At 52.7% G+C, this 14,102-nt stretch carries 12 protein-coding genes and 1 pseudogene; 3 read left to right on the top strand and 10 right to left on the bottom strand.

What is annotated here, in order from left to right; genetic code table 11:
• Positions 1 to 73: 73 nt before the first annotated feature.
• On the top strand, positions 74 to 1,831 hold the full coding sequence (locus tag GN208_RS05405) for a SulP family inorganic anion transporter (protein WP_015422735.1): 1,758 nt from the start codon (positions 74 to 76) through the stop codon (positions 1,829 to 1,831).
• On the opposite strand, the gene qseC is transcribed toward GN208_RS05405, so the two are convergent.
• Together qseC and qseB are read right to left on the bottom strand one after the other, a co-directional pair.
• A complete protein-coding gene (gene qseC / locus GN208_RS05400; protein WP_004238162.1) occupies positions 1,821 to 3,167 on the bottom strand; it encodes a quorum sensing histidine kinase QseC in 1,347 nt (448 codons plus the stop codon). The genes GN208_RS05405 and qseC overlap by 11 nt on opposite strands.
• Positions 3,154 to 3,825, bottom strand: a complete 672-nt coding sequence (qseB, locus tag GN208_RS05395) for a quorum sensing response regulator transcription factor QseB (RefSeq protein WP_004238161.1) — start codon at positions 3,823 to 3,825, stop codon at positions 3,154 to 3,156. Before qseB ends, qseC begins: the two co-directional genes overlap by 14 nt.
• Positions 3,826 to 4,003: 178 nt before the next feature.
• Between qseB and GN208_RS05390 the strand changes: the two genes are divergently transcribed.
• Positions 4,004 to 4,420, top strand: coding sequence for a NirD/YgiW/YdeI family stress tolerance protein (locus GN208_RS05390; protein ID WP_004238160.1), 417 nt, complete (start codon positions 4,004 to 4,006; stop codon positions 4,418 to 4,420).
• Between the two features lie 25 nt (positions 4,421 to 4,445).
• On the opposite strand, the gene GN208_RS05385 is transcribed toward GN208_RS05390, so the two are convergent.
• Complete coding sequence (locus GN208_RS05385) at positions 4,446 to 5,015, bottom strand: YcxB family protein (protein WP_004238159.1); 570 nt, start codon at positions 5,013 to 5,015, stop codon at positions 4,446 to 4,448.
• Between the two features lie 87 nt (positions 5,016 to 5,102).
• Positions 5,103 to 5,879, bottom strand: coding sequence for a YciC family protein (locus tag GN208_RS05380; RefSeq protein ID WP_004238158.1), 777 nt, complete (start codon positions 5,877 to 5,879; stop codon positions 5,103 to 5,105).
• Positions 5,880 to 6,304: 425 nt separating this feature from the next.
• Here GN208_RS05380 and ompW point away from each other — a divergent pair, with 425 nt between their 5' ends.
• Positions 6,305 to 6,940, top strand: a complete 636-nt coding sequence (gene ompW / locus GN208_RS05375; protein ID WP_004238157.1) for an outer membrane protein OmpW — start codon at positions 6,305 to 6,307, stop codon at positions 6,938 to 6,940.
• Between the two features lie 80 nt (positions 6,941 to 7,020).
• Here ompW and GN208_RS05370 read toward each other — a convergent pair whose 3' ends face one another.
• The 6 genes and pseudogenes from GN208_RS05370 to GN208_RS05345 all read right to left on the bottom strand — a co-directional run bounded on the left by GN208_RS05370 (position 7,021) and on the right by GN208_RS05345 (position 14,032).
• Positions 7,021 to 7,335 carry a BON domain-containing protein gene (locus tag GN208_RS05370; protein ID WP_004239204.1) on the bottom strand — a complete coding sequence of 105 codons (315 nt, stop codon included), beginning with the start codon at positions 7,333 to 7,335 and terminating at the stop codon, positions 7,021 to 7,023.
• A 124-nt stretch (positions 7,336 to 7,459) separates the two neighbouring features.
• On the bottom strand, positions 7,460 to 8,266 hold the full coding sequence (gene trpA, locus GN208_RS05365; protein WP_004238155.1) for a tryptophan synthase subunit alpha: 807 nt from the start codon (positions 8,264 to 8,266) through the stop codon (positions 7,460 to 7,462).
• Positions 8,266 to 9,456 carry a tryptophan synthase subunit beta gene (gene trpB, locus GN208_RS05360; protein ID WP_004238154.1) on the bottom strand — a complete coding sequence of 397 codons (1,191 nt, stop codon included), beginning with the start codon at positions 9,454 to 9,456 and terminating at the stop codon, positions 8,266 to 8,268. Before trpB ends, trpA begins: the two co-directional genes overlap by 1 nt.
• A gap of 32 nt (positions 9,457 to 9,488) precedes the next feature.
• Complete coding sequence (gene trpCF, locus GN208_RS05355; protein ID WP_004238153.1) at positions 9,489 to 10,856, bottom strand: bifunctional indole-3-glycerol-phosphate synthase TrpC/phosphoribosylanthranilate isomerase TrpF; 1,368 nt, start codon at positions 10,854 to 10,856, stop codon at positions 9,489 to 9,491.
• Positions 10,857 to 10,859: 3 nt separating this feature from the next.
• A pseudogene (gene trpD, locus GN208_RS05350) lies at positions 10,860 to 12,482 on the bottom strand (bifunctional anthranilate synthase glutamate amidotransferase component TrpG/anthranilate phosphoribosyltransferase TrpD).
• A complete protein-coding gene (locus GN208_RS05345; RefSeq protein WP_004238149.1) occupies positions 12,482 to 14,032 on the bottom strand; it encodes an anthranilate synthase component 1 in 1,551 nt (516 codons plus the stop codon). The pseudogene trpD and the gene GN208_RS05345 overlap by 1 nt, the downstream one beginning before the upstream one ends.
• Between the last annotated feature and the right edge of the window lie 70 nt (positions 14,033 to 14,102).

Genomic DNA, 14,102 nt, shown 5'->3' with positions numbered 1-14,102 from the left:
TATAAATCAGTTTAACTATTAGCAGTAAAATTAAATTGTACATCTTAATACGATATTTTTATAAGGGGCGATAATGCAGTCGAACCGACTATTGCGCTGGATGCCGGGACTTTCTGTTTTTCTGCACTATGAACGCAAAAACCTGCGCTTTGATATCCGCGCAGGGCTTTCTGTTGCTGCCGTGGCATTGCCGGTGGCTATCGCTTACACGGGACTGATGGGCATTAATGCGATTGTCGGTCTCTACGCCTGTATCCTGCCGATGGTGACTTATGCGCTGTTCGGCTCCTCCCGTCAGCTGATTGTCGGGCCGGATGCGGCAACCTGTGCGGTGATTGCGGCGGCGATTATTCCGCTGGCTAAAGGTGACCCGGATACGCTGTGGCAGCTGGCGATTATCATGACGCTGATGACGGGTGTCTGGTGTCTGATCGCCGGACATTTCAAACTCGCCGCATTCGCAGATTTTTTATCACAGCCGATTTTACAGGGGCTGCTCAACGGCGTGGCGGTGACGATTATTGTCGGCCAGATAGGTAATGTGCTCGGGCTGGATGAACTGCCGTCCCAGCTGATTGAGTGCCTGGTGGCGCTGCCGGAGCATCTGCATCTTATGCATATGCCGACGCTGATCCTCTCCGCTGCCAGCCTGGCGGCGCTGTTTTTATTACGGGCTGTCCGCCGCAGCTGGCCGGGGCCGCTGATTGTGATGACGATTGCCACACTGGTCAGTGCGCAGCTGGATTTTGCCTCAATGGGGATTGCTGTGGTCGGTAATCTCGGTAACGGGCTGCCGCATATCAAAATGCCGGCATTTGACCCGGGTCTGCTGCGTGAACTGGTGATCCCGTCACTGAACCTTGCGGTGATCAGCATTGTCAGCTTTATGATGACGGTGCGCAGTTTTGCCGAGAAAAACGGCTATGCCATCGATGTGGATCAGGAACTGCGGGCACAGGGGTATATCAACATTGCTTCCGGGTTATCCCAGGGGTTCGCGGTCAGTGCCGCGACCAGCCGTACAGCTGTCAACGATGCCACCGGTGGTAAAACACAGATGGTATCGCTGATCGCCGCCGGATTGATCGCACTGGTGCTGTTTTTCCTGACCGGTTTCCTCGGACACATTCCGCTGGCGACACTCGGGGTGGTGCTGATTTACTCCTCCTGGTCGATGTTCAGCATTCGTCAGATTTTCTCTTTCCGTAAACGGAATAAATCGGCTTTCACGCTGGCGCTGTTTACTCTGGTGGCGGTGCTGGTGGTGGGGCTGATCAACGGTATCGGGTTTGCGGTTCTGCTGGGACTGGTACAGTTCCTGCGCACGGTTTTCCGCCCGACAGACCAGTTACTGGGGGTGGATGAGCAGGGGATGATCCATTCCATCAACAACAGTAACGTGGATATTAGTCAGGTTGACGGATTATTGATGTACCGTTTTAACTCGCCGCTGACCTATTTCAACGTTGCGTACTTTAAAAAGCGGGTGTTACAGGTGGTGAATACCGCACCGAAACGTCCCGGATGGGTGGCGGTGGATGCGACCGTCAGCTTTATCAATAATGACATGAGTGTGTTCAGCACACTGAATGAGCTGGTGACTGAGCTGAAAATCAAAGGCGTTACCCTGATCCTGGCGGGACGGCGCACCGAACTGACACGCTGGGTGTCGGAAAATAAAATCAAACGCAATGATGATGATTTGATTATTGTGCCTGATCTCTATTTCGCTATCCGGCTGATTCAGAGCAAACAGCAAAGCCGTGTCAAAGCGATAGAAGAGGCGATGGAACAGGCGGCAGAAGGAGCGGAAAAACCGCTCACCACCTGATTTCAGCGATAAACCCGCCCTGCGGGCTGCGGCGGAACTGTATGGTCATATGATGCAGTTCCGCAATTCGTTTCACGATAGACAATCCCAGACCGCTGCCGGTTTTTTCCTGTCCCGGCGGCCGGTAAAAACGTTCTCCCAGCCGGGCCAGTATCGCATCACTGACGCCCGGACCATCATCCTCAATCACTAACTGCTGCGGTGTCAGCGTCAGCTGAACGGTGCCGCCGGTTTTTCCGTAGCGGATAGCATTATGCAGCAGATTGCGCAGCATGACGGTAAGCAGCAGCTGTTCGCCGCGGATCGTCAGTTCAGGCGCGGCGAGCTCAGATATCACGCTGACCTGATGTGCAGCCGCATCCGGAGCTGTTTGTGCAATGGCATCATTAATAATGGTTGACCAGCGCAGCTCTGTACATTCCTGCGGGTGAGACTGTGATTCCAGCCGTGAGAGGGTCAGTAACTGATCCACCAGGCGGGTGGCGCGGTCAATCCCGGTGATCAGATTCGCGGTCACGTGTTCACGGGTGGCGGGGTCATCCCCGGCAATCTGCATCACTTCAGTCTGTACTTTCAGTGCGGCCAGCGGGCTGCGCAGTTCATGAGCGGCATCAGAGGTAAAGCGGCTTTCCCGCTCGCGCAGATCGCGGATACGCAGAAATAATCCGTTCAGGGCGTCCAGCATCGGGCTGACTTCTTTCGGCAGCACCGGCGGGGCCAGCGGCGTCAGCTCAGCCGGGTTACGGCGCTGTAACTGCCGTGCCAGCAGGCGCAGCGGAGTCAGTGCGCGGGTCAGCAGCCACAGGAACAGAAGCAGCATCAGCGGCAGTGCCACCAGCCACGGGATCGCCTGAGCGGTGATAATGGTCAGCCCCATATCCTCGCGGTATTCCCACTCCTGGCCGACCACGATGATGTAGCGGCCATCGGCGGAAGGCAGCTGCACAAAGCGCCAGCGGTCGTTATCATCCGTCAGCGAGCCGTCCCGGAACCCGTTTTTCTTGTCTGAGAACGGAATTTTCCGGCCGTTTTCGCCGTCATCCAGCACCCGCTCGCCCGACGGACTGAAAATAGCAAAAGCGAATGCATCGTCATCCTGCTTTCCCCGGTTGGCGGAGAGCATTTTTTTGGTTTTCTGTATCGCAGACGGCGGGAACTCGAGCCCGGACGGCAAAACTGACAGACGTTTGGCAAAGGCCATTTGTTGTGTATCGAATAATTCATTGATGGATTTTGTGGTCTGCATCCAGGCGAACACACTGGCGACACCCCAGGTCAGCAGGGTGAGCAGCAGCAATAATCCGCCCAGCCGCAGGCGCAGACTATATGTCTTCATCATTTTTTCCCGCGACATAACCGACACCGTGAATAGTTTTGATAAATCCGCGCCCCAGTTTGCGGCGCAGATGGTGAATATGCACCTCAACGGCATTACTGGAGACATCTTCATCCCAGTTATACAATTTTTCTTCAATCATCGCGCGGGACAGCACTTTCTGCGGATTGCGCAGAAACAGTGCCAGCAGCGCCAGCTCTTTACCTTTCAGTGATACCGGTACGCCGTTGCGGGTGACGGTCATCGCCACCGGATCCATCTCCACGTCGCCGAGCACCAGTTTTTCAGAGAGCTGACCGTAGCGGCGGCGGATCAGTGCCTGTAACCGTGCCGCGACTTCTGCCAGGGCAAACGGTTTGCACAGATAATCATCTGCGCCCTGTTGCAAGCCGCTGACGCGCTGCTCAAGGGCATCACGGGCGGTCAGGATCAGTACCGGTTCGTCGCGCCCCTCTGACCGCCACTGTTTCAGGATATCCAGTCCGTCCATGCCGGGCAGGGAGAGATCGAGGATCACGGCATCATAAGGAGCGGCATAGAGCGCCTCCCGGCCGGTTTGCCCATCGGTAAACCAGTCAGGGGTAAAGCCGAGCCTGCTTAGGCCGATTTTCAGCCCGTCGCCAATCAACCGGTCATCTTCAATTAATAATATCCGCATAATTCTTATCCGTATAAATAGCGCTATACTAGTTTTAACTCAGATATCTCAGGATAACCACCTGTTTTTTCTGAAATTAAAAATATAATCAAAAATGATATCCCCTTAAGATCCTGTTAAGAACTTAATGGTTTAATAGTGTCCATGAAGCAAAGACGCTTCCTCATAAAGGAGATAAATGATGAAAAAATTACCTGCACTCGCATTACTTGCCACTTTACTGGCAGGATCAGCCGGTTCCGTTTTTGCAGCCAACGGCGGTTTTGAAGGTCCCGGTGCAACAGCCGTGACAACCACCACAGCGGCACAAAACGGCGGTTTCAGCGGCCCTGATGCCCGTAAAATGACCGTTGCGGATGCACTGAAATTATCTGATGATGCACCGGTTGTGCTGCGCGGTACGATTGTCCGCCAGCTGGATAACAAACATTATGAATTTAAAGACAGCACCGGGACTATCCGTGCTGAAATTTCCCCGAAACGCTGGGACGGACTGAAAGTCACGCCGCAGGATGAAATTGAGGTCGAAGGGGAAATCGACAAAGAGTGGAATAAAACCGAACTGGATGTAAAAGCGGTACGCAAAGTACAGTAATCACCACCGCAGATACACCGGATAATCAGGCCATCTTATTGGCCTGATTTTTTATCTGCACATTTCTTATTTTCTGTGACAGCAGGTGCAAAATATCTTTCTTCTGTGCCTCTGACTGAATATCCCGCAGCGGAATAATAATACCGTCATATTTACCGTGGTAAAGATAAAACCCGGTGGCGCTTTCGGCATAATCAATGACCGATTCCCAGGCAAAAAAAGAATGGTAAAGGGCAGAAACCTGGTTTATCCCGTCATTATTCAGTTCAAACGTTGCCTGGCGCAGGAGGTAATGTCCGGACTGAACAGAAAGCTGCTTCATAACCCGTCTGCTTTTGACAAAACGGCTGTAAATAAACACCAGTAGTGCTAAAAACCCGCAGCTCAGCCCGTAAAAAACAGAATAAATATCAAATTTGCCCGGCAGCGGCGAAAATGTACTGAAAATAAGTAATAACATTCCGCATAATATCAGCCAGATAAGAATATAAGGAATTCGTCTCCACCCGACCGGCTCCTGATAAAAATGCCGGAAACTGAACGTCTGATAGTCAGCCAGATCCTGAACAGTAAGCGTGACGGGCAGAGTGATCATAATCGTATTCCTTTATTTCCTGAACAGTCTGCACATCATATTGCGCACAAAAAAGACAATATCATTATCTGTGCGCATTATCAGGCCTTACTGATAGTCGCTGGCAGATTGCGATTGTGTAAATAACTGATAGAACCGGAACAGATAAATAATTACCAGTCCGCTGATGACATTATTAATAAACAGAATAACGGTCATCAAAATATGCTCATTTTCTATCGGAAGTTTACTAAGAAACACTACGGATGCCTGTTTCAGGGCAAACCATATTAAAATAGCAGGCAGAAGTGTTCTGATATTTTTCAGGGCAATATTTCCGCTGATTTTAATGGCGGTAAATACGCTGTTCTTTTCGGTGAACATAATGATCGGTGCCAGCGCCAGTAACATAGCCAGAATTAATCCCGGCAGATACATGGCAACAAGCCCGAGGGCAATCACCAGCGAGCAGATTAACAGCAGCACCAGCATGCGTGGAATGCGTCCTGCAGAGCCGGTGATGGCCTGCAACGCGGATACCGGCTGTCCCTGTGAGGCACTGAAGATCAGGAAAATCATGGACGTTACAAAGACGGCATTGCCCAGCAGGGAACTGAAGATAGTTCCGAGGCCGGTTTTCAGCATTTGCCACTGGTCATCGGATGTCAGTGCGGCGACCGCCCGCTGAAAGCCGCCGGAGCCTTCAGTGGCGTAAGTGGTTTCCAGGGCGCGGATAAGCGCCAGCCCGTTGGAGTTATAAGTCAGGAGCACATTGAGCCCGACGGTCACAGCGGCGGTGAGCAGCGAAATGATCAGGACAGACAACAGCTGATTACGGAAAAAATTAAGACTGTCGCGGGCAAGAACCGGCACCGGCATGGACATGGAACAACTCCTGTAAGGCATGAAATAAAAACGTTGAGGCAATTGTAAAACAGTATGACGGGGATTGTAACCTGTTCATCCGGCAGAAATACAGTGATCAGACGGAATATCCGGAAACAGAGAACTAAAAGCATACAAATTATTAACAATAATAAAACAAAATATTCGGCTGAATAGTAAGCATCTTATTTTACAAATTGATATAAAGCACACAAATAATGATAGCGCTAAAAATAGCGAAGGATGTTTTTGATATAAATCAATAAATGAAAATACTACCGTGGAATAATAATTTAGATCTTTGTGAAAAATGCGTTTTTTATTTAAATGTTGTGATCTGTCTTAGATCATAATTGGATTTAAGGTTGTATATTTCAAACTGTACTTATTGTGTTTTTTTTCTTTTTTTTAGGATGGGATAGATAATGAAAAAGCTTTCTGCAGTGTGTTTAGCACTGGCAACTGTTTTACCGTCAGTTTCAATGGCACACCAGGCCGGTGATTTTATCGTTCGTGGTGGTACTGCGACTGTACGTCCGAACGTCAGCTCTGATAATGTTCTGGGTTTCGGTTCTTTTGAAGCGAACAATAATACTCAGTTAGGTTTAACTTTCAGTTATATGATCACCGATAATATCGGTGTGGAATTACTGGCAGCGACGCCGTTTGAGCATAAAATCTCTGTTCCGGCTGCGGGTGAAATTGCCTCTGCCAAACATTTACCGCCAACCTTAATGGCACAGTACTATTTCCGTACTCCGGAAGATAAACTGCGTCCGTATTTAGGTGTGGGTGTTAACTATACCTTCTTCTTTGATGAAGGATTTAACGATACCGGTAAAGGCGCAGGCTTAAGCGATCTGAGCATGAGCAGCTCATGGGGTGTGGCAGCACAGGCAGGTCTGGATTATGAATTAGACCAGAACTGGATGCTGAACGCCTCCCTCTGGTGGATGAACATCAAAACTGATGTTGATTTCAAAGCCGGTGGTGCCAGCCAGTCTTACAAAACTAACCTGGATCCATGGGTATTCATGTTTGGTGTCGGTTACAAATTCTGATAATCCTCGTTATCAGTACCATAAAAAACGGCGCAATTCTTATTGCGCCGTTTTTTTATCCGGTAATCTGATATTCAGAGTCACCGCAACTTCATTGAGTTAATAACAACCTTCACACCCGGAACTTTACGCGCGGTATTTACCGCCAGGTTCGCTTCTTTTTCTGAAGAGACAAATCCGCTCAGCTGAACTTTACCTTTAAATGTTTCCACGCTGATTTGAGTGGATTTAATGCCTTTCTCACCCAGTAACGCTGTTTTCACTTTAGTGGTAATGACGGAATCATCAAAATACCCCCCGGTACCTTCACTGGTGGCAGTCGGGGCACAGGCGGACAGGGTGAAAGCCATAAACATGACAACAAAAAATGAGGTGACCAGTTTCATATACTTCATTATGTTCTCCTTATTACCGGCACGGATCGCAGAATAATGTGTGCCTGACCTTTTCAGTATTGATGAAAACCGGATGTTTCTCAACAAAAAATAACCCGCTGTTAACAGCGGGCGGAATGAAAAATTATAATTGCGTTGCGTTTTTCATTTTCTGCGTAAATTCCCGCAGTTTCTGACACATCACCGGTATATTATCCAGATTTGCGGCGATGATTTTTACCACAGCAGAGCCGGAAATCGCCCCTGCAGCACCATTCCGCAGTGATTCCTGTACCTGTTCCGGTTCAGAAATCCCGAATCCCTGAACCGGCGGTGCGGCATTCAGCGCGGTCAGTTTTGCCGTCAGATCAGCCAGGGACTTTTCAGCCCGCTTTTCTGTTCCTGTCACCCCGGCGCGGGAGAGCAGATAGGTATAGCCTTTTCCGGCGGCGGCCAGTGTTTCCAGTAATTTATCATCCGCATCCGGCGGGCAGATAAAGACCGGTGCGATATTATTGGCCAGCGCGGCATCCCGGAACGGCTGAGACTCATGCAGCGGCACATCGGCGATCAGCACCGAATCCACCCCGGCTTTTGCCGCTGTTTCATAAAACTGACTGATACCGTTATGGAAAACCAGGTTGGCATACATCAGCAATCCCACCGGCAGTTCCGGATATTTTGCACGGATTTGTGCAATCAGCTCAAAGCAGCGTGCCGGGGTCATACCGGCCGCAAAGGCACGAAGGTTGGCATCCTGAATCACCGGACCGTCTGCCAGCGGGTCAGAAAACGGAATACCGATTTCCAGGGCGTCGGCACCACCGTCCACCAGTGCATCAATAATTTGCAGGGAAACCTCAGCGGACGGATCACCCAGAGTGACAAACGGGATAAACGCACCCTGATTACGGGACTGCAAACGCTGAAAAAGTTGTTCATACCGGCTCATCAGAAATCACCTCTTGCTTTAAAAATGTCATAAACAGTGAAAATATCTTTGTCTCCGCGACCGGAAATATTGACGATAATAATTTGTTCTTTCTCCGGATTTTCACGGATCATTTTCAGTGCGTGTGCCAGGGCATGGGAGGATTCCAGTGCCGGGATAATCCCTTCCTGACGGCTCAGGGTTTTAAAGGCGTCAAGTGCCTCGTCATCGGTGGCGGAAACATAATCCGCCCGGCCGATAGCATTCAGATACGCGTGCTGCGGCCCGACAGACGGGAAATCCAGACCGGCGGAGATGGAGTAAGATTCCTCGATTTGGCCGTCTTCTGTCTGCATCATCGGTGATTTCATGCCGAAATAGATACCGATGCGGCCATGTTTGAGCGGCGCACCGTGTTCACCGGTTTCAATACCGTGTCCGGCCGGTTCGACGCCGATCAGGGCGACGGATTCATCGGGAATAAACCCGGCAAATGCGCCGATAGCGTTTGAACCGCCGCCGATACAGGCGATCACCGCATCCGGAAGACGACCTTCACGGGCGAGGATCTGGGCGCGGGCCTCATCACCGATCATACGCTGGAACTCGCGGACAATGGTCGGGTACGGATGCGGACCTGCCGCGGTGCCTAATAAATAGTGGGCGCGGTCATAATTGCCGCTCCAGTCGCGCAGCGCCTCATTACAGGCATCTTTCAGCGTGGCGGAGCCGCTGTGCACCGGAATGACTTCCGCGCCCATCAACCGCATGCGGAACACATTCGGAGACTGACGTTCCACGTCTTTTGCCCCCATATACACCCGGCATTTCAGGCCGAGCAGCGCACTGGCCAGTGCTGCCGCCACGCCGTGCTGACCGGCTCCGGTTTCGGCAATAATTTCCGTTTTTCCCATCCGTTTTGCCAGCAGTGCCTGGCCGAGCACCTGGTTGGTTTTATGCGCACCGCCGTGCAGTAAATCTTCGCGTTTCAGATACAGTTTGGTTTTGCTGCCCGCAGTCAGGTTTTTGCACAGTGTCAGGGCTGTCGGGCGTCCGGCATAGTTTTGCAGCAGATCGGTAAATTCACGCTGAAATTCCGGGTCTTCCTGAGCGGCAATAAAGGCATCTTCGAGCTGGTCGAGTGCCGGGATTAAAATCTGCGGCACAAACTGCCCGCCGAATTCACCAAAATAGGGATTTAATTTACTCATTGTTTTCTGATCCTTTTTCTTTTCAGTCGTAGTCAGGCAACTTGCTGATGTAATTGATTAAATATCTGACGAAGTTTTTCTGCATCTTTAATACCGGGGGCGGATTCGGCGCCGGAGTTAAAATCCAGCCCGGCAGCACCGGAGGCGGCGGCGGAGACACAGTTTTCCGCATTCAGCCCGCCCGCGAGGGTAAAGGGCACCGGCAGTGAAGGGGGCAGAGTCTGCCAGTCGAAAGTCTGCCCGGTGCCGCCTTTGCCGTTATCCAGCACCAGCCGCACCACGCCGTCCGGCACGGTGATATCCGCACCGTGCGACATATCCAGTGCTTTCCAGATCTCACATTTTGCCGGAAGGTGCAGACGCAGCAGCGCGATATCGTGCTCGTTTTCATCACCGTGTAACTGAACCGCATGCAGTTTCAGACGGCGGGCAATGGCAGCGATATCTGCGGGGTCATGGTTACGGAACACGCCGACGTACGCCAGCGGCGCACCACACATCACCTCCGTTGCCTGTACTTCATCCACATAACGCGGCGATTTGCTGACAAAAATCAGGCCGCCGAAGGTGGCACCGGCGTCATAAGCGGCGCGGGCATCGTCCGCACGGGTCAGTCCGCAGACTTTGTGTTCGCCGTAAATCAGGCGGCGGATAGCTGTGTCCAGATCAGGCTGCGCCATAATGGCACTGCCGATCAGGAATCCGTCAGCATGGGGACGCAATTCGCGGATGTGCTGATGGGTGGTAATGCCGGATTCACTGATAATAATGCGGTCAGCCGGAATATGCGGTGCAAAATCCGCTGTCCGGCGGCGGTCAATGGAGAGGTCGCGCAGATCGCGGTTATTGATACCGATAACCTGTGCATCAAGGGCAATAGCGCGATACAGTTCTTCTTCCGTACTGACTTCCGTCAGCACACCCATATTGAGGGAATGAGCCAGGGTCGCCAGTGAGTGATAATCCGCATCATTCAGGACGGAGAGCATCAGCAGAATCGCGTCTGCTCCATAGTGGCGGGCGAGATACACCTGATAAGCATCAATAATGAAATCTTTGCACAACACCGGCTGAGTGATCAGCGCGCGCACCTGCCGCAGATAGTCATGTTGTCCCTGAAAATATTTCTCGTCGGTCAGTACAGAGACTGCTGTGGCATACGGCGCATAGGCTGCGGCGATTTCACTGAGATTAAAATCCTGACGGATAAGCCCTTTCGACGGAGAGGCTTTTTTGCACTCCAGAATAAACGCAGTTTCCGCGCTGCGCAGAGCCTGATAAAAATCGCGGTCACTCAGCGGCAGATTATCCGCAAAACTCAGCAGCGGCTCCTGTTTCTTCCGCGCAACCAGGGAGATACGTTTATCATTCACAATCTGTTCTAATACGGTGCCTTTCATGGTTTATCCTCTCGCGGCCAGGGCGGTGACGCGCTCAAAGGCGTTACCACTGCGGATCATTGCCAGCGCGTGCTGAGCATTATCCTGTAAGTCTTCGTTATCATTGAGTTTCATCAGCAGGGCGACATTGGCTGCCACGGCGTGACTTTGTGCTGCGGTGCCTTCTCCCTGTAATAACCGGGTCAGCAACTGACGGTTTTCTTCCGGGGTACCGCCGCGCAATTCCTGCATGTCATAACCCGGCAGGCCGAAATCGTCTGTGGTCAGGCGGTATTCGCGGATCTCCCCGTTATGCAATTCGGCAACCTGTGTCGGTGCGTGCAGGGAAACCTCATCCATTCCGCCGCTGTGTACTACGGCGGCACGCTGGTAGCCGAGGACTTTCAGCGTCTCAGCAACAGGGCGGATCAGTGCCGGGCTATATACGCCGATCAGGGCGACCGGCGGACGGGCCGGGTTGATCAGCGGCCCGAGGATATTAAATAAGGTACGGGTTTTCAGCTGCTGACGCACCGGCGCGGCAAAACGGAAGCCGTCGTGATAGTGCGGGGCAAACAGAAAGCAGACGCCGACATCATCCAGTGCGCTGCGGGACACATCCGCCGGGGTATCCAGCGCGATCCCGAAGGCATTCAGTAAATCAGAAGAGCCGGTTTTGCTCGAAACACTGCGGCTGCCGTGTTTGGCGACTTTTATCCCGCAGGCCGCAGCCACAAAGGCGCTGGCCGTGGAGATATTGATACTGTCGGAAGCATCGCCGCCGGTGCCGACAATATCACTGAAACGATAGTCCGGGCGCGGGAAGGCGCGGGCATTGTTCAGACAGGCCTGGGCGGCACCGGCAATTTCATCCGGCTGCTCGCCGCGCATTTTCATGCTGATCAGCGCTGCCGCCAGCTGGGTTTCACTTAGTTCTCCCCGGATAATCGCGGAAAATAACTCCCGGCTTTCCGCCAGGGTCAGTGTTTCACCCCGGTAAAGTTTTTCAAATAATGTTTGCATCTCTCTGTTCCTTAATCTGTTTTTTTATCTGTTATTCAGGTTGAGTTATGCCTGTGCCCACGCAAGGGTATTAGCCAGCAGGGCCGCACCGTCCGGTGTCAGAACGGATTCGGGGTGAAACTGTAAGCCGCAGACTTTGTCCTGCTCATGGCGGACGGCCATCACAATGTTGTCGCTGGTGGCACACACGGTCAGGGCTTCCGGGATAATTTCCGCTGCCAGTGAGTGATAGCGTGCCACTTTCATCGGGTTCGGCAGACCGGAAAACATAGATTGCTCATCGTGGTGCAACTGGCTGGCTTTACCGTGGAGCACAGCACCGGCGTGACTGACTTTGCCGCCGTAGGCTTCAATAATCGCCTGATGACCGAGACAAATACCAATCACCGGGTAACGCCCTCTGACACGACTCAGCACTTCCGGCTGGCATCCGGCATCTGCCGGTTTTCCCGGTCCCGGAGAGAGCACCAGTACCGGGTTTTTCATGGTTTCCAGCGCGGACAGAATGACCTCCGCCGGAACCCGGTTACGGTAAATCACCACCTGATGGCCCTGAGCACGGAACTGGTCGGCCAGGTTATAGGTAAAGGAATCGACATTATCGAGCAGTAAAATATCAGCCATCAGAATGTCTCCTCTGCATGATGGGCGCGGGTGATGGCGCGGATCACCGCGCGGGCTTTGTTGCGGTTTTCGTCAGCTTCCGCCTGCGGGTCGGAATCCAGTACCACACCGCCGCCGGCCTGCACAGTGGCAATGCCGTTTTCGACATAGGCAGAGCGGATCACAATGCAGGTATCGAAGGTGGTATCGCCGCGAAAATAGCCGACCGCGCCGCCGTAGCTGCCGCGACGGACTTTCTCGGCCTGTGCAATCAGTTCCATTGCACGGACTTTCGGTGCGCCGGTCAGGGTGCCCATGTTCATGCACGCCTGATAAGCATGGAAAATATCGAGGTCGTCGCGTAATTCACCGGTGACGCGGGACACCAGGTGCATCACAAACGCATAACGATCCACTTTGGTCAGTTCCGCCACACTACGGCTGCCGGGACGGCAGATACGGGCGAGGTCATTACGGGCAAGATCGACCAGCATGAAGTGTTCGGCCAGCTCTTTCTGATCCGTACGCAGATCAAGCTCCAGACGGCTGTCTTTATCCGCATCCACCGAACCGTCTGCTGACAGACCGCGCGGACGGGTGCCCGCAATCGGGTAGATTTCAATCTGACGGGTTGCCGGGTCATATTTCAGTGCGCTTTCCGGTGATGCGCCGAACAGAGTGAAATCCGCATCCTGCATAAAGAACAGGTAAGGACTCGGGTTGCGGGTTTTCAGTTCGCGGTAAGCGGCCATCGGGGATGGGCACGGTAACTGAAAGCGGCGTGACGGCACGACCTGGAAGATATCACCCTGAACAATGGATTGTTTTAACTGATTCACGATAGTGCAGAAATCAGCATCCGAATGTGACGTTGTCACGCTGATGTCTACCGGTGTGACAGACGCAGAACCGGTTACCGGCTGTGCCAGAGTCGTTAATACCTGCTGATGCTGTGCTGTCAGGCGGGTTTGTTCTGCGGCATCCGCTGTAAATGTCAGGGTAACCAGTTCACTGGTCTGCTGCTGGTGGTCGATGGTGAGCAGTGTTTCCGCCAGATAAAAACAGTAATCCGGGCAGCTGTTAGTGCGCTCAACCGGCGGCAGTGCCTCAAAGGCCGCGACCAGGTCGTAGCTGAACAGTCCGCCGCAGAACAGCGCGTGACGGTCATCTGCCTGTGACGGCAGGTTCATCAGGGTGCGGAGCACATCAAAGACCGAGGCGGCGCGCAGGCGGGTATCTTCATCCGCATGGGCGGCCGGCGCAGTGAAATGCAGTGTCAGTGTGTTACCGCTGATAGTCCCGGCGGACAGACTTGCCTGCAATACCGGCAGCAATGCAGCGCCGTTGGCGGTCAGTGCTTCTGCGGTGACGGTGTGTCCGGTGCAGCGGATACGCAGTGCGCTGTGCAGCACCAGCATGCTTTTTAAATTTGCTCTGGACGCGATTTCGGCGGATTCTAATAACAGCGTTGCAGGACGCTGTGCGCAAAGCGCGGTGAATACCGCCGCCGGGTCGGGCTGATAAGCCGGATAAGCTGTCCGGATGTGTTGTGTGAAAATCGTGCTGTCCATGATAATTACCTTGCTATGTGAATTTTTTGCCATAAAAAAACCCGCCACGGGGGCGGGTACTGTGCTCTGG

This window comes from Morganella sp. HSTU-ASny43, from assembly GCF_022819185.1.
Classification (GTDB): domain Bacteria; phylum Pseudomonadota; class Gammaproteobacteria; order Enterobacterales; family Enterobacteriaceae; genus Morganella; species Morganella morganii.
Note: the sequence above shows the minus strand (reverse complement) of the source record. Positions and strands in the feature narration are given on the sequence as shown.

Bases quoted from the DNA above. Each gene is read 5' to 3' on its own strand.
- qseB (WP_004238161.1), bottom strand. From the start codon at position 3,825: ATGCGGATATTATTAATTGAAGATGACCGGTTGATTGGCGACGGGCTG.
- GN208_RS05345 (WP_004238149.1), bottom strand. From the start codon at position 14,032: ATGGACAGCACGATTTTCACACAACACATCCGGACAGCTTATCCGGCT.
- trpCF (WP_004238153.1), bottom strand. From the start codon at position 10,856: ATGAAAGGCACCGTATTAGAACAGATTGTGAATGATAAACGTATCTCC.
- GN208_RS05370 (WP_004239204.1), bottom strand. From the start codon at position 7,335: ATGAAGTATATGAAACTGGTCACCTCATTTTTTGTTGTCATGTTTATG.
- GN208_RS05405 (WP_015422735.1), top strand. From the start codon at position 74: ATGCAGTCGAACCGACTATTGCGCTGGATGCCGGGACTTTCTGTTTTT.
- trpA (WP_004238155.1), bottom strand. From the start codon at position 8,266: ATGAGCCGGTATGAACAACTTTTTCAGCGTTTGCAGTCCCGTAATCAG.
- qseC (WP_004238162.1), bottom strand. From the start codon at position 3,167: ATGAAGACATATAGTCTGCGCCTGCGGCTGGGCGGATTATTGCTGCTG.
- GN208_RS05385 (WP_004238159.1), bottom strand. From the start codon at position 5,015: ATGATCACTCTGCCCGTCACGCTTACTGTTCAGGATCTGGCTGACTAT.
- GN208_RS05390 (WP_004238160.1), top strand. From the start codon at position 4,004: ATGATGAAAAAATTACCTGCACTCGCATTACTTGCCACTTTACTGGCA.
- trpB (WP_004238154.1), bottom strand. From the start codon at position 9,456: ATGAGTAAATTAAATCCCTATTTTGGTGAATTCGGCGGGCAGTTTGTG.
- GN208_RS05380 (WP_004238158.1), bottom strand. From the start codon at position 5,879: ATGTCCATGCCGGTGCCGGTTCTTGCCCGCGACAGTCTTAATTTTTTC.
- ompW (WP_004238157.1), top strand. From the start codon at position 6,305: ATGAAAAAGCTTTCTGCAGTGTGTTTAGCACTGGCAACTGTTTTACCG.